A 20,023-nucleotide genomic window follows, 5' to 3' on the forward strand; every position below is an offset into this window, starting at 1 on the left:
CTATCTTTCAACACCTCCCATGTGGAGCGTGATAAGCTCATCACCTCTTTGTATTTCTACTCTAAGTGGGTTGTCTCGAATGCACAGAACAGCATGAAGGAAGTTCGTCAAGGCCACGTAGGTCAGCGGTTTTAGTGAAATATTATTAGCAGAAAGTATTTGATCATCTACTTGAAAGCCGCTGTGGTAAGCTACTGAGTCAGGTGCGACTTTAGTAATTTGCAGTGTCGCATTATTAATGTGCGGTTTAGTTATAAACGCAAGTCCGTCGAAGTGGGAGTGGTCAATGTAAGTTTCGATGTTTCTGGGTACCAGAGTTACTTCCCCGGAGGAAAAGTTGATTGTCGATATGAATCGATTAAGAGTTAACACCCCAATTTTGTCTTCTGCACCCGATACTTTGGTGTAAAGGGAATTAAAAACGATGCCGCCAATAGACACGTTCTTCAAAAGAAACGGACGGCGATTTGGATTATCTGACCAAGAGTCACCATACTGAGAGACTAGCACGGATTTATCGATCTCGGATAATAGTGTAGCGGTTTTCAAGGAAAGATTTATTGCTACATCCAGCGACAGGTCGACATTCAGATTAAACGCTTTTCCTGAGACGTTGACAGGAATAGTTGGAGGGTTGTTTATGCTTGCTGAATCGCTGTCACTTGGTTCATGCGAAACCTTCAATTGTTTAGCTGAAGGGTTTAGCTCGACCTTGCAATGGCGTAAGCAATCGCGGTTCAGTGTTGCTGCAAACCTAGACCTTATAAGGTCAAACTCGGGAAGAACAGCAACGCTTGCGGCGTCAATCTTTATAAAAGGAATGTTTGTTCGGATTGGTGCCCTTAAGTGGTTCAAACCTAAAAGCCCTCGACCTAGAAACAATGATTGCGTATCGTGTCCAAGTGATTCAAGTGTTGTTAATTCGACTTCTGAAATTGCGCGACAATTAATCAACGCGTCTACGTTCCGGGGTTTTTCATTGCTATTCGCAGTTATGCGGAGGTGGGGAAATGGAGAATCGACGCAATAGGGCATTATAAAGCTTGTGTCCGGGTTGCTAGACGCAGTTGGATCACCAAGAAGGGCTTCTTCGCCAGCATAAGCTAGAATGCATAATAAAATCCCAACCTGCGACATTAAATAAAGTTTCAAGAAATGCATAGTGAACTAAGACGCCTTTGTATCACGCTCTAAATGAAAAGATTCATGTCGAGGCACTTTTATTGCCGTATCTTCCCAGCTAAACCCATACGAACCAATATGGAAAAGTCGCATGCGGGTGTCTGCGAAAATCGGTATTCCCGAATCTCTCACTCTTTCACAAAATGCATAATCTTCGCACAGATAAACTCCTTGACCAGTTTCTTCAATGACGACCATCGGCAGGTAGTAAGGTATTACTCTAACTTTGGTGTTTGCACCGCAAAGAGGAAGGTGCTGCCTTTCGGCAACTAGTCTATAAACCCAGTTACGAACTAACATCATGCCAGCTCCGGCATTCTTAATCAGCAAAGGCTTACCCAACAATCCAAATTCGATTTCGCTTGTTGATCTGCAAAAATTTGCAGCCAAGTCTGTGGCAGACTTTTTTACATATATACCGCAAAGTACGCCTGGTTTTTCAAACTCTGCTGAAAGAGCAGAAATTGCTTTGAAAGATTGTGGTGTATTCTTTGCCTGGGCAAGACACTCCCATGTTATTTTTCGCAATTCGTCTATTTGATTTGGAAGAAATTCGACGTCACTGTCAATCCAAACAATTTCCTTAAATTGCTTATCCATAGCCCTCGTTGCAAGTAAACTACGAGCGTAGTCAATCGCAGAAATCCCATATTCCCGCCAAACAACATAGCCACGTTTTTCCATTTCCCGCAAACCTCGCTCGACACTTGGTTCTATCCGGTGAGAATACGGTGTAATTATCACACAATCTGAGTTTGCGTCCAAAGATAACCCCTATTTTCAAGCTTTTAATTTAAATGTAAGTCGACACTAGAAGCTAAGCTCGAGCACTCCGCCCACCACTGGGGGACTACCTTCTTTCTTTTCTATGTAACCCTTAAGCACGGTGCCGTAGCCATCAGGTGGCTTGAAACTCCAATCAAATTTTCCATAAGCATCTGACATACGCCAAGTATTTCCATATTCCACGCCAAATTTAACCTCGGGAGTAGGATTATATTCTGACCGATAGACATATTTTCCTTTGCCATAAGGGACATTTGTGTAAGCTGAGGTAGCTCCACTGTAGTTGCCCATTGACCATTTATGCGTTATCTCCAGATCTACACTCGCGTTGTCTTTTCCAGGCGTTGGTGTTACTGTAATATCTGAACTTGTAGAATCCTCAGATGATTGCAGCCCGAGGGGATCAATTCGTTTTAGAATGTTGTTGTGTACGTACCTTCTTACATTCTCATCACCAGCTTCGAAGCTAAGGGGGTCTTCTGAGAGCCATTGGCCGAGGGCGGCGTCGTACCAGCGGTAAAGGTTGTGCTGTAAATGTGTGACTTCATCTAACTGCTTGCCGGTGAAGCCGTAAATCAGATCTAATGCAGCGTTCGTCTCGCTGATCAAGGCGCCAAAGGCGTTGTACTTGCGATGATTGGCAATGGCGGTAATACCGGTGGATTCATCGAAGTCTGCAATGTCGCGGATTGTGCCAAGATGATCGGACAACGCCCATAACACGTTGCCGCCACTGCCAAGACTGGTGACTTGCTCGTCGGCAAGCAATTGGTCCACGCGGTTGCTCCACAAATATCGATGCGCAAGATCGCTGGCCGCACTACCATCAAACTGCAACACGGCATTGATGCCTTCATCGTAAACCCAGTACTGGCTGGTCGGCGAGCCACCGCCAGCGCCGTCGGCATCATACGTTCGCTTGACCAAGCGATTGTAAGCGTCATATTCATAATCCACTTGTTTGGTGATTGAGCCACCGACGGAATTACGGAATTTGACCGATGTCAATCGATTGCGATGATCCCATTCGTAATCCTGCACGTGACCGTTGGAAGTCTGCGTCTTGCGTGTACGATTGCCTTCATCATCGTACGCAAAAGTAAACCCTGGCATCGCCGTCGTGCGATTGTTACTGCTGGTGGTGTAACCAGTCATCGAACGAGAGCCGTTGGCATTGTATGAATAAGTCTCATCGGTCTGCGACGCATGATCGGCGCTTGTCAATTGCCCTTTGGCATCGTAAACGAACTCCGAAAGACCCTCGATTGATGAATCAATACTGGTGAAGCGTGAAAGGCCATCGTAAGTATAACCGTATTCGGCCAGAATGGTACTACCTTGCTTATGCTCCAGATTGCTTAAGCGATTGATCGTATCAAAGGTAAACGTTGTAGTTGCCACGGGATTGGAGGTGCCTGTACTTTGGTAACGCTGGATCGAAGTCTGCTGGCCGAGTCCATTATAGCCGATCGTGACATGTTTTGCCGTCACAGCGTTACCGCCCGACTGGGATTGTTGCACAATATCTACAAGTCGGTTTACTGCATCGAACTGGTAGGTGTTCTTAAAGTCCGCCGTGCTGCCAATCGTCGCGCTCAGTTGCGTGCGATTGTTGGCCGCGTCAAAGACTTGAGCCAACGTCACCACGGGTGATAAACCGGCGATGACATTTTCTATACTGGTCGCGCGGCCGAGGGCATCTCGCGTGTACTCAATCGTGCTGCTAGGATCACTGACACTGACCAGTTCACTGGCAGCGTTGTATTCTTTGGTAATCGTTCGGTTCAGAGTGCCGTTGGAGGCATTGGCAGCATCGCCGAAGATCTGCTCCATCGGTTGGTTGGTGTGCGAGCCCGCGAAGGTGACAGTAAAATTGCCACTGGAACCGGTGACGGTCACCTGATCGATCCCGCTGAGCGATTCTAGGGCCGATTCGACGGCCGCTGCATTGGCATTGTGTGCCAGTGGTGCGGTCACTTCGCCTAGATATACCAATCGCCACGTTCCGCCGCTGGCGTTGCTGAGTGTCAGTTGCTGGACTTCACTAAAGACACCACCGGTCACATCGGTCGCTTGGACTGCTGTGGGCGAAGAATAGTAGCCACCCGTGATGTTGCTGACGTCGATCGTCATCTGGCTGACATTGGTGGCCGCTAAAGCACCTTGAAAAGTAACGCGATAGATGCGATCGCCTGTTCCATAGTCGGCTGGCAACAGTTCTACGGCGACATCGCCGCTGCCGATATTGGAGAGGGCTTCTAAAGCAGTCACCACCTGAGCGGCAGTTGCCGTGGCAGAGATCGCAGACGTTGTTTGGCCGCTGTAGGTCAGCGTAAACGTACCGCTCATCGAATCGCTGGCAGTCGAGCCAACGCGCTGGACTTCATTGAGGCTGCCACCTTGCGTGGTGGTGCTGACAGTCAAGGTCGCATTGGCCGAATTGGTATACCACTTGTCCTCCGGTAGCCGCATAGTGGAAGTTCCGAGTGGGAGAGGTGGATCGGTAACACGCACGTGTGATAGCATTGCGGCGAACTCGATCCCTTAATCGGCATGACGAAGTGAAACGAAGCGTCGTTGACGTTTGGTTCTAAAGGTCGCAAAACCGCGTGTCAACAAAATTCTAGAAAGTTTTCGGTAAATGCACCGGAACTTTCGTAACTGCGTCAACAGTTCATGAAGGGTGAGACTCAAAACTCGCGGTAAGGAAAGCTGGTTACGCACCAGCGATGCGCAGCTTATTTTTCCGGTAACGCCTCGCTGAAGAAGCGTAGCCAGTTGCCGTGCATGATTGATTGTATGTCGTCTGCAGGATAACCTCGTTGTGCCAACAGTTCTGGAATACGGACTTGCAAGTCAGATATGCGATCCAGATCATGCGGCGTTTGTTCATTGCCAAACGCGCCATCTAAATCGCTGCCAATGCCAACATGTTTGGCGTTGCCTGCCATCTGACAGATGATGTCGATGTTCTCGACCGCGCGTTCGATACCGACATCACGCGTGGACTGCCGGCGCACATAACCAGGCTGCAGCATGATAATATCAAACGCAATCCCAATCACTCCATCGCGGTCGATGATCGCTTGATATTGTTCGTCGCTGAATTGTCGCTGCCAATTACAGATGCGGCGCGAGTTCTGATGGCTGGCATGGATACGACCTTGAAACTTTTTTTCTACTTGCCAAAACGCGACATCCGACAGATGGGTCATGTCTACGGTCATCGCCAACCGTTCGATATGTTCAAGCAGTTCGATTGCGTCCAAGGCCAAGCCGACTTCGCTGCGAGTTCCACCGCCATAGCGGTTTGCGCCGTAGTGCGTTAAACCAATCGCTCGTAAGCCATGCTCGTGGAATTCTTCGATGGTGTTGGGGGTAAGAATTGGGTCGGCACCCTCCATCGTGAGAATGAAGCCCAGCGGCGTAGACTGCGGTGATTTTTTATAAGCGTTAACGTGGTCAAGCAGTTGTTCTTTGGTCTTTAGCATTCGCATCCAACCACTTCGCTCCATTGCTCGATAGTAGGCAAGATGAGCGTGCGCCATGGCGTAACAAGCTTCCGGTGTTGTCCAACCAAAATCGTGATTGATTTCGGGCTCTTGGCGAGCCAGCAGTGTCGCCAAACAGACGCCGATCTGTGCCTTACGAAGCTCTGGCAAGCTGACGGTGCAGTTGCCGCGCCCCGGGGAAGTCAATCCGAGGGCCTGTTCTTGAGCGCGCAGATCTTCGATATCCAAACGCAAGTCGCGATTCCAGTCGACCGCGTTGAGAGCGAGATCCAAGTGAGCGTCGAATAACAGCATGATAGGTTCAAGGAAGTTTATGATGGAGATTTGCCAACGGGCCAGCTGCGCGATCCCCCAAGCCGGCTGAATGAGTATACATTACTGAGCATTGTTATGGATTGCCGTCTTCCATTGTACCGATCGGGCTGGTTGTCAAAATGAATTCAAGCTCACTGCAAGCTGGCAAGTCCACGAACGTGCGCTACCAAGTAGTGGGCATCAGCGTCGCGATGGCGTTTATTCTTTATTTGGATCGCATCTGCTTGGGTGAGATTGTCAAAAGCGAATCGTTTCGCGCAGATTTCCCGGTGCCTCAAGAAGCGATCGGTCGAGTGCTGGGCGCGTTCTTCTTTACTTATGCGCTGCTTCAGATTCCAGCCGGTTGGGCCAGCGATCGCTTTGGTGCTCGTAAGATGCTGCCAATTTACATTGTCGTGTGGTCGTTGATGACAGGGCTCACGGGGCTAGCGGGTGGTTTAGGCGTTCTGCTGGTTGCGCGCTTGGCCACCGGTGCCGCTCAAGCGGGAGCTTATCCTACCTCCGGTGGCGTGCTGCGAAAATGGTTCCCGTTGGGAGCACGCACCAAAGCGAGTTCGTGGGTTGCCTTTGGTGGTCGGCTGGGCGGTTCATTGGCTCCGTATCTAACCACTTTGTTGATATTGTATTTGGGTGGCTGGCGAGTTGTGTTGTGGGTTTATTGTGCTGTCGGATTGTTGATCGCGCTGGGATATTGGTTGATCGTCCGCAACACGCCAGCAGAACATCCGAACGTGAATTCGGAGGAACAGCAGTTGATCGGCGCACCGGGGGATTCTCAGCGCACATCGTTGACCGATGTAGTTCCGATGTTGATTGCATGCGGTAAAAGCAGATCCCTGTGGTTGGTTTCGATCGCTCAGTTTTGCGTCAATATAGGCTGGGTATTCCTGGTGACTTGGCTGCCGACGTTTGTGAAAGAAACGGGTCAAGTTAGTGAAGTAATGGGAGCTGCTTTGGTAACAGGCGTACTATCGATGGGGATGTTGGGGCAATTGTTTGGCGGTTGGTTGGGAGATTGGACGGTCTCCAAAGTGGGGTTGCGATGGGGCAGGGTACTTCCAATGGCGGTCCCAGCTCTGCTGGCATCGCTAGCGTATTTGATCTGTCCGATGTTTCAGTCGGTTTGGCTGGTGATTGCATGTTGCGGTGTGGTGTCGCTGATGAATGACGTTGCCAATCCGTCGATATGGGCTTTTGTGCAAGACGTTGGAGGGCGAAACACATCGGGCATCTATGGGTGGATGAACATGTGGGGCAATTTGGGGGCTTCATTGAGTTCGGTCATGGTACCGTATTTGGTTGCCCGAGGGAGTTCTAGCGGGAGTGGGCAGATGTTGGTCTTCGTCGCATGCTCCGCGTCATTTGCGGTCGCCGCGTTGGCTATGCTGGGTATTGATGCGACGCGGCCTGTGCAGCAGCCTCGCGTTTCATAAATCGCTGAGCCGAGGCAGTAAGAACACGAGAGCAACTACAACGATGGGCTTCTTTTTCGTCCTATTGGGCAATTTTCAAACCTGGGTCAACTTGATGGCTTCTGGCAACTTGCCAGCGGGAATGGGTATTCGATGCTCGTGATACAAAGTACTCCCACGATATGATCCCACCGAAAACAAGACGAGAAAATCTTTGCTATCGGTCGTTTCAATTTTCGGCTGGTGACTTTGCGAAGCTCGAGTCACCGCAAAGCATCGATGATTGAAATAGGCATAGTTTCGTCCAATGATGGCATGGGGAGTCATTCGTCCATACCAGACCGCTTGGCTACATTTGAAAATCGTGAATGCCGTACCTAGGCCGATCCCGATTCCCGCGAACCATGGGAGCGATGACAGCGAACCAGCGGTTTCGACGCGAGCTACAGGGTCCATCAATTCGCTTAGCCAGTAAAAGCTCCACAATATTCCTGCAACAGACGGCCAAATTAGCAGAGGGATCGGCGCTCTTCGCATTTGTCGCCACGCCAACTGTCGCAGTAAACTCCGATCAAATTCCCAATGAAACAAGTAATCGCCTGCCTGCATCCGCTCGACTTGTTGCCGTTCCGACGGCAGACTTACGACTAAAAGTAAAATCCCTGCTAGCATCAACCCGCAACTGAGTACGAAAGCTGCATACTTTAACACGATGGGCGCTTCCCAATTGACTGCGATCATCACCATCATTGGGAAGAGTAAGACTACTCCTACAGTCACAAAGCCAATGCCCGTCCATTCGATTCGTAGTGGCAGTTGGCAGGCAATCGGTGGCTGGAGTTCATTTCCTGTCGACTGAGCTTTAACGAGCGCTCGCGTCTCTTTTGGCATCACATCAACCCTGTCTTTGCGAAGCTATTTATACATTCGGCGCGAAAAGTTCGAGAAAGCGAATTCATCGCAGGCAACATTGACATTCAATGAAAACGGTTGCTAAGTTGAACTCCTATGTCGTACCGCAGAGGTTCGTTCGATCGAATAATAGCAAAAACCGCGTGACGCGGGTAGGGAAATCACATTCGGAAGTTCTCAACGATGCAGCCTTCCCTACGACGACTGAAAGCCTGCCTTAGGGCTCCCTTGCTGTGGCGTGCGCATTGGCGTGAACGTCGCTATGGCGAAAGCGCTCGGCACGAACTGGCCATTTGTGCCATCTTTCGAGATGAAGCTCCCTTTCTCGATGAATGGATTGAGTTTCATGTCGGCATCGGAGTCACTCAATTCTATCTCTACAACAATTTCTCAACTGATAACTACCTGCAGGTCCTCGCGCCCTGGATTGGACGCGGGCTGGTGACACTGAAGGATTGGCCGTATCCCGTCGGGCAAGTGGCCGCGTATCGCGATTGTTGTCGTCGGCATTGGAAATCCAGTCGCTGGATTGCACTGATTGACCTAGACGAGTTTTTGTTCTCACCCACGCAAGTCAACGTGCCGTCGGTCTTGAAAGAGTTCGTCGATTTGCCGGCGGTTGAAGTATGGCAAGCGTTTTTTGGGGCGAATGGGCATCAACAGCGCCCCGCACAGAGAGTTACTCAAGCTTACTTGCGTCGGGCCGGGTTTCATCAAACCACAGTCAAGTCGATCGTTAATCCTCGCTATGTCTACAAGCCCGGTGTCCATCAATCGAAGTATTGGGTCGGAGTCGGCCTAGATTGCCTACGCCGCCCAGTTTCCAAAGGCGTCGAGCCAACCTTTGAAAAGCTGCGCATCCATCATTATTGGTCCAGGTCGATCGAGGATTTGCATACGAAGGTCGCCCGAGGAGATGCATCGACTTCTGCACAACGGCAATTGCAGTGGCATCTCGATTTCGAAGCGAAGCTAAACGAGGTTTACGACGACAGCATTCTGCCGACGGTCTGGCAGATTATCGGGAATGTGGATAGCGGCGACCCAAGATGAATTTTCCAAGAGTACCGGTGTTTTGCATTGCGACCGATATGCGAATTTGCTAATACGCTGTGGCACCGAAGGGAATTTCGCTTGATTAGGATGGCAGGATGGAGCCGACAGTTTGGATTGATGTCACCACGCTAAAGCGGCTTAGGAGCTACACACCAGTCGGCTTAACTCGCGTGGAAGCCAATGTAGTGAAGTCGGCCGTCGAAAGGATATCTCCTGAGCAGATTCGGTTCTGTGCCTTCAACCGCTACACCTCCTGCATGCAAGCAGAACCACGAGACAGTGTGGAGCAGTTGTTGGCCGAGTATGGTCGCAGTGGAATTACGGCTCGTGGCCCTAGGCGGAAACCGCCTAGTCTGTTGCGTACGTTGGGTAAAACCTTCGAGCGCAATCTGCGTCAATGGACAAGGCGACTTAAAGCAAGCCTCCCCCGGACTTCAACCGCTTGTGCAGAAGTCCCTTGGCAACGCGATGATATCTTGGTGCTCAGTGGCAGCACTTGGGATATGATCTCGCCGGTCGCCTTGCAAGATACGATTCATCAGCATGGCGTGCGGCTGGTAACGATTGTGTCTGATCTGATACCGATCTTGTATCCCCACCAGTTTGCGGACCAAACAGCGGTCGAAAGCTTTCGCAGGTTTCTTGAAGTCGTCATTGGCGATGGTACGTTGGCTTTATCCATTTCGCATTCAACGCAGCGAGATTTACTGCGTTTCGCTGCCCAGCAACAGATTACTCCCTGCAAGTCGGCCGTCATCCACCTGGGAGCCGATATGACCGTTGGCACTCCGGTGCGTCCCGTCGCCCTGGCAGCGGATTTCGCTGCTGAGCCATTTGCGTTGGCTGTTGGGACCATTCAAGTTCGCAAGAACCATCAGTTGTTGTATCAAGTCTGGCGGCGCTATGCGGAAGAGGCATCGTTGGCGTTGGGTCGCAAGGTGCCTCGACTGGTGATTGTGGGTTCTCGCGGTTGGTTGACAGGAGATTTGCTTGCGCAGCTAGAGCATGATCCTTTGACGAGGGATTCGATTACTATCTTGAATTCCGTCAGTGATGATGAGCTTAGCTGGCTGTATCAGCATTGTGCTTTCACCTTATATCCTGCAATTTACGAAGGTTGGGGCTTACCAATTGTGGAAAGCCTCTCGTATGGCAAGCCTTGCATTGCTTCCAGCAGTTCTTCGATGCCCGAGGCTAGTCAAGGCCTTGCCCATCATCTTGATCCAATGGATTTTAGGGCCTGGCACTCTACCATTGGCCATTGGTTTGACGACCCATCGATTTGTCAACAAGCGACCGAGCATATTCAGAATAAATACGTGCGCCGAAGTTGGGATGACTTTGCTGTAGACTTTACCGCCCACATGGAGTCGTTACTTCGAAGCTCGACCGCTTCACCGTCCGCTCAGTCATCGAGGGCCGCCTGATGCCGCAACTGAGTGTGGTCATGCCGGTCTTCAACGCAGCGCAGTATTTGCGGGAAGCGATTGAATCGATTCGCTGCCAAACGTTCTGTGACTGGGAGTTGTTGTGTATTGACGATGGTTCAACGGATGAATCCTTAGAGCTGCTGCGACGTTGGAAGGAGACTGATGGCCGAATTCGATTCTTCCGTCGGTCTCACACAGGGATTGTGGCTAGTTTGAACTTTGGGATTTCTCAATGCCATAGTCCGTTGATCGCGAGAATGGACGCCGACGATATTGCTTTGCCTCAAAGGTTTGCAGCGCAGCTTGATTACCTCAAACTTCATCCCACAGTGAGCTTTTTGGGGTCTGCGTACAACTTAATTGATAATGCCGGTCGAGTAATCAAAGCAGTGCGGATGCCGATGGCTTACACCGAGGTGGTCGAGGCCTTGAAAAAGTCCAACTGCATTGCGCATCCGACCATGATGATGCGGGCCAATGCCTTAAGGCAACTGCCCGGCCCATATCGAGAAGCGTTTTTATTTGCAGAAGATTACGACTTGTGGCTGCGAGCAGCAGAACGATTCGTGATCGTTAATCATCCGGAGATTCTTCTGCACTATCGTCGCGACCTAAGCCAAATCAATCCACGGCGCGTGGAATGTCAGAGTCTATCTACTTTAGGCGCGCAGGCCTCGCGCAACTTGCGGTTGCGTGGCTTAGAGGACCCGGCGACGAGTTGGCAACAGCAGGAAATGGAAACATCTCAGTGTGACGGGATGGATCACGAGTCGTATCGGCAACATTTTTGCATCACAAAGTTCCAGCACCATGAGCTTGTTCGGCGAACGTTTCTTTCAGATGCACGAGAAGCAAAAAAGCAGGGGCTTTGTGAAGCGGCAGATGCGCTTCGCAATCAGGCCATGCAGTTCGCACCTAGGGCGATCGCTTGGAAGTCTTCCTTCGGATTCTACTGGCGTTTACTTAAGCTTCGAATGACTCGACAAGTTCCGCGAAACCAGCAAACTTCGCCCGTATACTGTGATGGAGGGAGTTTATGAGAATAGCGATTGTCGTGAATCGATTGACGGCCTCGCGGGGCGGAGCGGAAGGCTGGACCTCGGGCTTTATCGAGTGGTTGATTTCCCGAGGTCATCGAATCGTATTGATTCTTTCGCGGCGCGCTGCCGACTGGGATGGAAATCCAAGTGTACAGCAAGTGGTACTCACATGTCGTAATCGCTTTGAATTTGCAAGGTTAGCCGCAAACTACACCGGGTCAGAGCAGTTTGATGTCGTGCATGATATGGGCTTTGGCTTCCATAGTGACATTTTTCATCCGCATACAGGGAGCCCTAATGTTATCGAACGAGCGAAAGCGAAGCGTTTTCAGGGTATTCAGCGAAGACTGTATCAGCTCTTAAAGTCATGTTCGGTCCGGCACCGTCAGTTGGTGCGTTTAGCGCGAAAGCAGTACGCTCAAACAGAAACCACATACTTAGCGGTCTCACAAATGGTCGCTGGCCATATGATGTTGTTTCATGACGTGCCTGCATCCAAGATCCGTGTCATCCGCAACGGCGTCGACATACGTCGTTTTAGTCATGAAGCGGTACAGGATTTTCGCGTTGCCGCGCGTCAGAAACTCTATGTCAGCGATGAGGAGATCGCAGTCTTAACCGTCGCTCATCATCATTCCCTCAAAGGCGTTCCGCTGTTGTTGCGTATGCTGTCCGACAAAGCGATCGTCAAGCATCATTTGATCGTAGTGGGAGGGCATCGCCAACGCGCTGCGGGCTATGAGGTTGGCAACAACCGAGTGACCTTTACTGGCCCTTGCAACAATGTCGAACAGTATTACGGTGCTGCGGATATCTTTGCTTTACCGACGTTTTATGACGCATGCAGCTTGACGGTACTAGAGGCGATGGCTTGCGAGTTGCCGGTGATTACCTCGACTTGCAATGGGGCTGCGGAATTCATTGAGCATGGCACTAGTGGATTGATTCTTCGGACGCCTCAAGATTTGTCGGGATTGGTCCGAGCGGTGCAGGATTGTGGCAATCTTTTTACACGGCGCAGATTAGGTCGACGAGCTCGCAGGGCAATGGAAGCGTATACCATTCAAGACAACTATCAAGCAATTGAGTCGCTTTACGAAAATATCGCCGGTCGACACTTTCATCGATTTAGGAAGTCTGCTTAAAACTCCTTAGGCAGTTCCATTGGAGCTGGCAAACCATGCGAACTCTTCAAGAATATCATGTTGGCGATTGGTTGCGTTTACGACCGTTGACGCATGCTTTGAAGACCTTGCGTTACCAGCGGATCGATCGGCAAGGGCTTAAAGCCTCGCCTCGCCAAGCGGATGATGTGCCAGCGATTGTTGACCGATTGCGAGCCGCTCCCAAAGTGCTTGTCACCATCGCGTTCAATGATTCACAATTGATTTCCCTGCAGACGCAACTGGTGCAGCGATATATCTCGGATGTACGCCATTTGGTGGTGGATAACTCAAGTCATCCGGATGCCCAATTGCGTATTCAAGCGATTTGCGAGCAGCAGGGAATTGCTTATGCCGCCGTTCCACAAAATCCTTGGAACGGCCGAAACTTCAGTCGATCGCATGGCTTCGCCATGAACTGGACGTGGAAGTGGATCTTGCAACCAGCTAGGCCGCGACAATTTGGTTTTTTGGACCATGACTTAATGCCGACGCAACCAACCGACCCGTTTGTTGAGCTAGGGGAGTTGGCGTTTTATGGCGATAAGCGATGGGCTGGGCCGCGATGGTTTCTGTGGGCAGGCTACTGCTTTTTCAACCTTGAGAAGTTGTCCAGTGTGGACTTGGATTTTGGTTTGGACTGGTTCAAGGGTTTGGACACTGGTGGCGCGAATTGGAATCGACTTTATAGCAAAGTGGATCCTGCTCAACTGCGTGATCGGCATATTCAGCAAGTGGCGGTTTGGCCCGGGACGTCGTTGCGAGACGCGTATTTTGAATGGCGGGATCACTGGCTGCACGAAGTGGGGCTAGACGGCAGGCCAGAGTTACGAACAGCCAAGCGCGAGCGTCTACTAGAAGTGTTGCAAGTTTCGCTGTAGGCAGGGACATTGAGACGTTCTTTAAATGCTATTGCACTTACATCACGATGAACCTGCCATGCATTGTCCTTACTTCAGGAAATCCTCCGCTAGCCTAAGACTAGTTTGATCGGCCGTCGGAAAATCTGGTGATAGTTGGTAGGTCACTTGGCCCGTGGCCAACCATTCAGTTGCACGGATGACGGTAGTTTGAAATCCAACGCATCGATACGCAGGTGGATAACTTTCGCCATGCCATAGATGTCCCATGCTTGAATTGTAGACGCGTCCCTTACCATAGCTGACTACCCATTCGACAGGCCAGGAACGCTTAGTTGCCGTCTCGTCATAGGCATAGCTCAAGACGGTTAGATTCTCGGCCGGACCGCGCGGGAAACCATAGACCTCCGTATTGGCGGTCTTCCATGCTTTTGGATAACCTTCGTTAATGGGATGTACATTCAGTAGCTGGATGACTGCATCAAAACGTTCGCCGTGGCCGGTTCCCGAGCCTTCACCAGGAGGTATGCGAGTGATCTGTTGATTGGGCCCAATTTCCAGTGCATATCCTGATGCGCGTGATCGCCAGCCTAAACCGATCATTTGGTCGTACTCCTTCCAGTGCGGAAAAGCGTTGTTTGCTGAGTGCAAGACGTACAAGCCTCCGCCGCCGCTGACATAGGTTTCAAGTGCCTTTTCGGCTTGCTCTGGCCAGCGGTTCTTTTGCGATTGGATGTTGTTGGTGTTTTGGATGACGACTAAGAATTTACTAAACTCTGGAAGCCATTCGGTTCGCTGCTCCGCATCGGTTGGGATGGTAGAGATCTCCACGTCAAACAGACCGCTCTTTTCCAATATCCATTTGGTTACCGCTGTCGTCTGCCGCCAATCGTGGTTATTAAAGCCATCCACAATCAAAACGGGAATCTTTGGAGATTCTTGAGCGGTAGCGAAGTTACAAAGATTGAAGATGAGCAAAGTCAGAACGAAGGAAATGAGACGGATCATGGTCGAAGGTGCTCCAAGGTGCTTTGAGGTGAGTTGAGCGTGATTATAGGCCAATGGTGGCTCGAGCGGGTGCTGCCCGCGGGCTGCGAATCCCACACTCGGTCTATCTTCTCAGAAGGCGCTGGAGCTTACTTCGACTGACTCCGGTAGGAGTTCGCCGCCGCATATACACATATGGACGTTCCCAATCCAATAGAAACAATCGCTGTCATGACGCTATATGAGGAATAGGATACTTCTTCAAACATACGAAAGAGGCGTGCAAAGCTCGAGACGAGCACCAATGTTCCAAGAATAGACATCAGTACGTAAGTCAATGTTTCACGCATGTCGTTCAAACTTTTAAAGCGTCGTCAAATCAGCGGGTTAGCGTGGCAGGAGTGGGCCTGGGGGGATTGGAATTCAGTAGGGCAGTACCATCATTGTACTCTCTTCCATGTCGGTGCGCTGAGTTATCCGCGTCGGTTGGCGCATTCGAGACCAGGGCAACTACTCAAAAAGCCTTGGTTTGATTAAGCTGGACGCATTCATGTTTTCCAACTTGACAGCAGTACAGGTCCATCGGTTTGGCTCGTATTGCAACAGCAAGTGTTTGATTGATATTCGACATGCAGATTTGGCCCGCGATTGATCTTTTGGGTGGACAGTGCGTTCGCCTGCAACAAGGTGATTACGAACGAAACACGGTCTTCAGCCCCGAGCCTGCTGCCACAGCGCGCCGCTGGTTCGACCAAGGTGCTCAATATTTGCATGTCGTCGATTTGGATGGCGCAAAATCAGGCAGCATCATCAACGAAGATGCCATTCGCGGGATCTTAGAGGTCGCGGAAGGTCGTCCAGTTCAGCTAGGTGGCGGCATTCGTAACGAAGCAACGATCGAACGTTTATTAAGACTAGGATTAAGTCGGTTGGTCGCGGGAACGGCAGCGCTCAAAGATCCTGATTGGTTTGCGGAGATGTGTCGGAAATATCCATCGCATATGGTCTTGGGTTTGGATGCTCGCGATGGGTTCGTGTCGACTGCGGGTTGGCTCGAAACGAGTCAAACTTCGGCAGAAACCCTCATTCAACAAATCGCCGATCGGACCAGCGACTGTGTAGCTGTGGTCTATACCGATATCGCGATGGATGGGATGATGGCCGGACCGAATTTTGAATCGCTGGCGGTCATGCAAAAGGCAAGCCCGTTTCCTGTGGTAGCCAGCGGCGGTGTTACTACGTTACAAGATATTAAACGCCTGCGATCGATGAATACGGCCGCCTGTATCGTGGGGCGAACTCTGTACGAAGGCCACATTCAACTGGCCGACGCATTGCAAATAGCTTCAGGATCCTAAAACCCTATGTCGCATGAAATGAACGAACAGAATCGAGATCCTGCCACGCTGCGATCCAGTCGTTGGTTTGGTCCAGATGACTTGCGAAGCTTTGGCCATCGCTCACGACTCAAAGGCATGGGCTTTGATGACTACGATTATGTAAATCGGCCGGTAGTTGCACTGCTCAATACGTGGAGCGACATGAATACATGCCATTCGCATTTTCGCGAAAGGGCTGCGGAAATCAAACGCGGAGTGCTGCAAGCGGGCGGATTCCCAGTCGAGATTCCGGTCATGAGTCTTGGCGAGATGATGATGAAGCCAACGACGATGCTCTATCGCAACATGCTGGCGATGGAGGTGGAAGAGGTGTTGCGATGCCACCCGGTCGACGCGGCGGTCTTGATGGGCGGGTGTGACAAGACAGTTCCTGCGATGTTGATGGGAGCGATCTCCGCCAACATCCCATCGGTCTTCTTCCCGGCGGGCCCTATGTTGAAGGCCTATTGGAAAGACCAAACGTTAGGCAGCGGTTCGGACGCTTGGAAATACTGGAATGAACGTTGTGCAGGGAATTTTTGTGACGCCGATTGGAAGGGTATCGAAAACTGCATCGCTCGATCGGCTGGGACTTGTATGACGATGGGCACGGCATCGACCATGGCTTGCATCGCGGAAGCTCTTGGTTTTGCGTTGCCTAAGTCCAGCAGTATCCCTTCGGTGGTTTCCGAGCACAGTCGGTTGGCGGCTCGATGTGGTCGATTGGCAGTCGATTTGGCATGGAACCAGCGCACGCCGCAGAAGCTGCTGAGCCGCGGATCATTCCAGAATGCGATTGTAACTTGGCTGGCGATCGGAGGATCGACAAACGCGATCGTACATGTGCTGGCGATGGCCGGTCGAGCGGGTATACCGCTGAGCGTGGATGACTTTGATGAACTGTCGCGACGGGTTCCGATGCTGGCGAACATTCGTCCCAGCGGCGAATACTTGATGGAGGATTTCGATCGCGCGGGGGGGCTTCCTGCATTGCTAAAGCAACTGACGGATTTGCTGGATACAGAAGCTCAATGCATTGAAGGAAGCGTGCTGGCGGATCGTTTAAAGGACGCTGAGATTATCGACGAAGAGATCATTCGTCTGCGTAGTAAAGCTCTGTTTGAAAATGGCGGTTTGTGTGTTTTGCGAGGCAATCTCGCTCCGAAAGGTTGTGTTCTAAAAGTCTCGGCGGCCGACCCAAGGTTGCTGCAGCATAAAGGGCCAGCGCTGGTCTTTGACAACTATCCGCAATTGAAAGCTCGGCTAAATTCAGACGATTTGCCTGTTACCAAAGACAGCGTATTGGTCTTACGCAATGCTGGTCCGCAGGGCGCTCCTGGGTTTCCCGAGTGGGGCATGTTGCCGATTCCACAGAAACTCCTTAAGCAAGGCGTGAGAGATATGGTTCGATTGTCCGATGCAAGGATGAGTGGTACCAGTTATGGAACCTGTATCTTGCATATCTCACCCGAGTCGCACGCTGGCGGTCCGCTGGCCATTGTGCAAGACGGTGACATGATCGAACTGGATGTTGCCAATCGACGCCTGCACTTAGATCTACCCGAGGCCGAAATTGCGCGGCGATTGGCTGCGCTGCCGCCTCCGCCAGCACGTTTCGCGCGAGGGTACACTAAGCTGTATGTCGAGAATGTAACACAAGCCGACGCCGGTTGTGATTTTGACTTCTTGGCTGGCTCCGAGAATCGCGAGCCTGATATTTTTTAACTTCGAACTGCCCGCGAAGCTGACTAAAGTAGATTAACGATCCCCACCTCAAGCATCCCTCCTTAACGATAGGAAAACCATATATGGATACAGCAACGATTACTCCCAAGAGACTCGCGTCTAGCGTGATCGCCGTTCCCCCTCTGGCACGCAATGCACAAGGGGCAGTATGTAAAACAGAGAATGCCAAGCTAGTGAAGCACATTGAGCAGGGGGGCGTCAACACATTGCTGTACGGTGGTAACGCGTTGTTTTATCATTTGCGGCCTAGTGAATTTGCGTCGACGCTTCAGCTTTTAGAACAAATCGTTGCACCGGAAACATTAATTGTGCCCGCGGTCGGGCCCAGCTATGGCGTGATGATGGATCAAGCCTCTGTCTTGAAAGAGATGGCATTCCCGACTGCAATGGTTTTGCCGTCGACCGAGATCAATACAGCCAAGGGCTTATGTTCCGGCATACGTCATTTTGCGGAAGCATTTGGCAAACCGATTGTGCTGTATCTCAAGCATAACCGCTGGCTTCCGGCCGGCGAAGTTGATGCGATGGTAAAAGATGGATTGATCTCCTGGGTCAAGTATGCGGTCGTGCTGCCCGATCCAGCGAACGATCCTTATCTGGACGAGATCTCGGCCGTGGTCCCTGCGGAGATTATGGTTAGTGGAATGGGCGAGCAGCCAGCGATTTGCCATTTGACCAAATTTAAAATGCAAGGCTTCACCAGCGGTTGTGTGTGCGTTGCGCCGACTTGGTCAGACCGCATGCTCAAAGCGTTGCAAGCGGGCGATGTCGCGACGGCAGAGGGGATTAAAAAGCAGTTCAACGTGCTAGAGTATCTTCGCGATAACATCAATCCGATTCGAGTGTTGCATCACGCAGTGGAAGCTGCTGGAATATGCAAGACAGGACCGATTTCCCCATTGATGAGCAGTATCGAGGGCGATCAGGCAAGCGAGATCGAGACTGCTGCCAAAACGCTGCTGGCCTGGGAGAATTCCGTGGGCTAGGCCTTGGCCAGGCAGGTTCGCAAGCCAAAGGTTACTACCACCAATCGATTTTGAGGTCGGCGACTTTGCCCGCTCGGTATATTTTGCCAGGTCTGCCTGATCGGACTGGCTGATATTCGTTGAATAAGTCTTGCGAATTAAACCGAACAGATACGGTAGATCAACTGAGATTCACAAATCTTAACCTGTTGGTCGGTAATGCAAGCTTTCGTTACGAGAGACTTGCGAGGCGTAGTCTGCTAATTGCAACCGAGAAGGGGTAACCAAGTGCCTCGGCTTTCTGTAATTGTACCGCACATCAGCACTGATGCTGCTTTAGAAAAAACCCTGCTCTCGTTGCTTGAGCATCGAGCCCAGGACTGTGAAGTCATTGTCGCCCATGGCGGCAGCTACACAGACCCTTACCGCTTAGACGGCGACGAAGTGTTGTTGGTCAAAGCGGCATCGGGTTCGTCAACAGAATTAATCAACGAAGCGGTCGGAGCTGCGATTGCTCCTGTCGTTCAAGTCATATTGCCGGGCACTACCGTCGACGATATCTGGTACGAAGCGGTACTGGAAGCGTTCGAGGACTATCGCTTGGGAGCGGTTGCAGCGAGCATCCACAGCGCTGCGATCAAAACGAATGTGGTCGGATTGAGAGCGGCCCAGTTGCCTCGTCACCAACTTGTAAGTGACCGGGAGACAGCGGAGCTTGCTTACCCGCTGCTCAACGGCGGATACTTTCGTCGCAAGTTGCTGCAAAGCTTGGACGGCGTATTGAGCGTAGATAGTTTGGCAGCGGCAGAAGTGGAGCTAGCGGCAGCGTTACAAGCGTTGGACGTGGCCAGCGCGAGATATGATGCGGTGGCGATGAGTTGCGAAGCGTTGAATCCCGCGGTCGAAGGTGGGTATGCCGAAGGGCAACAGATGGCTCGTATTGCGCGGGGTTATGCGGCGCTATCGCAATCGCCGATCCACGTGGACAGTGTGCCCGTTCGGATGGGCAAGCTGGCGGCCAGTTTACTCAATCCGATAGCGATTTCGCATCGATTAGGTTGGACGTTAGGGTTGCAAGACTCGTCGCTTGTTAGCCACATCCGTCGGCGGATTGAACACGCGACGGCGGCTTGGCAAACCTATCTTCGCGACAGCGAGCTTCACCAGCACGCCCCCCTTCGCCGCGCCGCTTAAGGCCATAGCAGTCGCGTTCTGCTTTATTGAACGCGATTGCGATTGAGCAGAAGTGTGCAGTCAAATGCAACAGTTGGCTTCTGA

At 51.3% G+C, this 20,023-nt stretch carries 16 protein-coding genes; 10 read left to right on the forward strand and 6 right to left on the reverse strand.

Annotated elements, in window-relative coordinates; translation table 11 throughout:
* The 4 genes from SH302x_RS26540 to SH302x_RS26555 form a co-directional block, all read right to left on the reverse strand.
* Window positions 1-1,161, reverse strand: coding sequence for a PDZ domain-containing protein (locus tag SH302x_RS26540; protein ID WP_479366113.1), 1,161 nt, complete (start codon window positions 1,159-1,161; stop codon window positions 1-3).
* Between the two features lie 6 nt (window positions 1,162-1,167).
* Window positions 1,168-1,866: a hypothetical protein gene (locus SH302x_RS26545; RefSeq protein ID WP_479366115.1), complete on the reverse strand. Its 699-nt coding sequence runs from the start codon at window positions 1,864-1,866 to the stop codon at window positions 1,168-1,170.
* Between the two features lie 126 nt (window positions 1,867-1,992).
* Complete coding sequence (locus SH302x_RS26550) at window positions 1,993-4,440, reverse strand: RHS repeat-associated core domain-containing protein (RefSeq protein ID WP_479366116.1); 2,448 nt, start codon at window positions 4,438-4,440, stop codon at window positions 1,993-1,995.
* A 266-nt stretch (window positions 4,441-4,706) separates the two neighbouring features.
* Window positions 4,707-5,774 carry a dipeptidase gene (locus SH302x_RS26555; RefSeq protein ID WP_479366118.1) on the reverse strand — a complete coding sequence of 356 codons (1,068 nt, stop codon included), beginning with the start codon at window positions 5,772-5,774 and terminating at the stop codon, window positions 4,707-4,709.
* Between the two features lie 140 nt (window positions 5,775-5,914).
* Here SH302x_RS26555 and SH302x_RS26560 point away from each other — a divergent pair, with 140 nt between their 5' ends.
* Window positions 5,915-7,228, forward strand: a complete 1,314-nt coding sequence (locus SH302x_RS26560) for an MFS transporter (RefSeq protein WP_479366120.1) — start codon at window positions 5,915-5,917, stop codon at window positions 7,226-7,228.
* Between the two features lie 75 nt (window positions 7,229-7,303).
* On the opposite strand, the gene SH302x_RS26565 is transcribed toward SH302x_RS26560, so the two are convergent.
* A complete protein-coding gene (locus SH302x_RS26565) occupies window positions 7,304-8,098 on the reverse strand; it encodes a hypothetical protein (protein ID WP_479366121.1) in 795 nt (264 codons plus the stop codon).
* Between the two features lie 204 nt (window positions 8,099-8,302).
* Here SH302x_RS26565 and SH302x_RS26570 point away from each other — a divergent pair, with 204 nt between their 5' ends.
* The 5 genes from SH302x_RS26570 to SH302x_RS26590 all read left to right on the forward strand — a co-directional run bounded on the left by SH302x_RS26570 (window position 8,303) and on the right by SH302x_RS26590 (window position 13,689).
* A complete protein-coding gene (locus tag SH302x_RS26570) occupies window positions 8,303-9,172 on the forward strand; it encodes a glycosyltransferase family 92 protein (protein WP_479366123.1) in 870 nt (289 codons plus the stop codon).
* 98 nt (window positions 9,173-9,270) lie between these two features.
* Entirely contained in the window at window positions 9,271-10,602 is a 1,332-nt protein-coding gene (locus SH302x_RS26575; RefSeq protein WP_479366125.1) for a glycosyltransferase family 4 protein, read from the forward strand.
* Window positions 10,602-11,645 (forward strand): glycosyltransferase family 2 protein, encoded by a 1,044-nt coding sequence (locus tag SH302x_RS26580; protein ID WP_479366126.1) that lies wholly within the window; start codon window positions 10,602-10,604, stop codon window positions 11,643-11,645. Before SH302x_RS26575 ends, SH302x_RS26580 begins: the two co-directional genes overlap by 1 nt.
* Window positions 11,642-12,790 carry a glycosyltransferase family 4 protein gene (locus SH302x_RS26585; protein WP_479366128.1) on the forward strand — a complete coding sequence of 383 codons (1,149 nt, stop codon included), beginning with the start codon at window positions 11,642-11,644 and terminating at the stop codon, window positions 12,788-12,790. Before SH302x_RS26580 ends, SH302x_RS26585 begins: the two co-directional genes overlap by 4 nt.
* Before the next feature lie 35 nt (window positions 12,791-12,825).
* A complete protein-coding gene (locus SH302x_RS26590) occupies window positions 12,826-13,689 on the forward strand; it encodes a hypothetical protein (RefSeq protein WP_479366130.1) in 864 nt (287 codons plus the stop codon).
* A 69-nt stretch (window positions 13,690-13,758) separates the two neighbouring features.
* Here SH302x_RS26590 and SH302x_RS26595 read toward each other — a convergent pair whose 3' ends face one another.
* Window positions 13,759-14,676 carry a ThuA domain-containing protein gene (locus SH302x_RS26595; RefSeq protein WP_479366132.1) on the reverse strand — a complete coding sequence of 306 codons (918 nt, stop codon included), beginning with the start codon at window positions 14,674-14,676 and terminating at the stop codon, window positions 13,759-13,761.
* A gap of 608 nt (window positions 14,677-15,284) precedes the next feature.
* Here SH302x_RS26595 and hisA point away from each other — a divergent pair.
* The 4 genes from hisA to SH302x_RS26615 all read left to right on the forward strand — a co-directional run bounded on the left by hisA (window position 15,285) and on the right by SH302x_RS26615 (window position 19,939).
* On the forward strand, window positions 15,285-16,013 hold the full coding sequence (gene hisA / locus SH302x_RS26600; protein ID WP_479366134.1) for a 1-(5-phosphoribosyl)-5-[(5-phosphoribosylamino)methylideneamino]imidazole-4-carboxamide isomerase: 729 nt from the start codon (window positions 15,285-15,287) through the stop codon (window positions 16,011-16,013).
* 18 nt (window positions 16,014-16,031) lie between these two features.
* The gene (araD, locus tag SH302x_RS26605; protein ID WP_479366135.1) at window positions 16,032-17,759 is read left to right on the forward strand and encodes an L-arabinonate dehydratase; all 1,728 of its coding nucleotides are present in this window, start codon (window positions 16,032-16,034) and stop codon (window positions 17,757-17,759) included.
* 83 nt (window positions 17,760-17,842) lie between these two features.
* On the forward strand, window positions 17,843-18,766 hold the full coding sequence (locus tag SH302x_RS26610) for a dihydrodipicolinate synthase family protein (protein ID WP_479366136.1): 924 nt from the start codon (window positions 17,843-17,845) through the stop codon (window positions 18,764-18,766).
* A 267-nt stretch (window positions 18,767-19,033) separates the two neighbouring features.
* Window positions 19,034-19,939: a glycosyltransferase family 2 protein gene (locus tag SH302x_RS26615; RefSeq protein ID WP_479366137.1), complete on the forward strand. Its 906-nt coding sequence runs from the start codon at window positions 19,034-19,036 to the stop codon at window positions 19,937-19,939.
* Window positions 19,940-20,023 lie beyond the last annotated feature (84 nt).

It is taken from the genome of Njordella calcicola, from assembly GCF_056494125.1.

Bases quoted from the DNA above. Each gene is read 5' to 3' on its own strand.
- SH302x_RS26580 (WP_479366126.1), top strand. From the start codon at position 10,602: ATGCCGCAACTGAGTGTGGTCATGCCGGTCTTCAACGCAGCGCAGTAT.
- SH302x_RS26560 (WP_479366120.1), top strand. From the start codon at position 5,915: ATGAATTCAAGCTCACTGCAAGCTGGCAAGTCCACGAACGTGCGCTAC.
- SH302x_RS26610 (WP_479366136.1), top strand. From the start codon at position 17,843: ATGGATACAGCAACGATTACTCCCAAGAGACTCGCGTCTAGCGTGATC.
- araD (WP_479366135.1), top strand. From the start codon at position 16,032: ATGAACGAACAGAATCGAGATCCTGCCACGCTGCGATCCAGTCGTTGG.
- SH302x_RS26585 (WP_479366128.1), top strand. From the start codon at position 11,642: ATGAGAATAGCGATTGTCGTGAATCGATTGACGGCCTCGCGGGGCGGA.
- SH302x_RS26555 (WP_479366118.1), bottom strand. From the start codon at position 5,774: ATGCTGTTATTCGACGCTCACTTGGATCTCGCTCTCAACGCGGTCGAC.
- SH302x_RS26590 (WP_479366130.1), top strand. From the start codon at position 12,826: ATGCGAACTCTTCAAGAATATCATGTTGGCGATTGGTTGCGTTTACGA.
- SH302x_RS26565 (WP_479366121.1), bottom strand. From the start codon at position 8,098: ATGCCAAAAGAGACGCGAGCGCTCGTTAAAGCTCAGTCGACAGGAAAT.
- SH302x_RS26545 (WP_479366115.1), bottom strand. From the start codon at position 1,866: ATGGAAAAACGTGGCTATGTTGTTTGGCGGGAATATGGGATTTCTGCG.
- SH302x_RS26595 (WP_479366132.1), bottom strand. From the start codon at position 14,676: ATGATCCGTCTCATTTCCTTCGTTCTGACTTTGCTCATCTTCAATCTT.
- SH302x_RS26540 (WP_479366113.1), bottom strand. From the start codon at position 1,161: ATGCATTTCTTGAAACTTTATTTAATGTCGCAGGTTGGGATTTTATTA.
- hisA (WP_479366134.1), top strand. From the start codon at position 15,285: ATGCAGATTTGGCCCGCGATTGATCTTTTGGGTGGACAGTGCGTTCGC.
- SH302x_RS26550 (WP_479366116.1), bottom strand. From the start codon at position 4,440: ATGCGGCTACCGGAGGACAAGTGGTATACCAATTCGGCCAATGCGACC.
- SH302x_RS26575 (WP_479366125.1), top strand. From the start codon at position 9,271: ATGGAGCCGACAGTTTGGATTGATGTCACCACGCTAAAGCGGCTTAGG.
- SH302x_RS26570 (WP_479366123.1), top strand. From the start codon at position 8,303: ATGCAGCCTTCCCTACGACGACTGAAAGCCTGCCTTAGGGCTCCCTTG.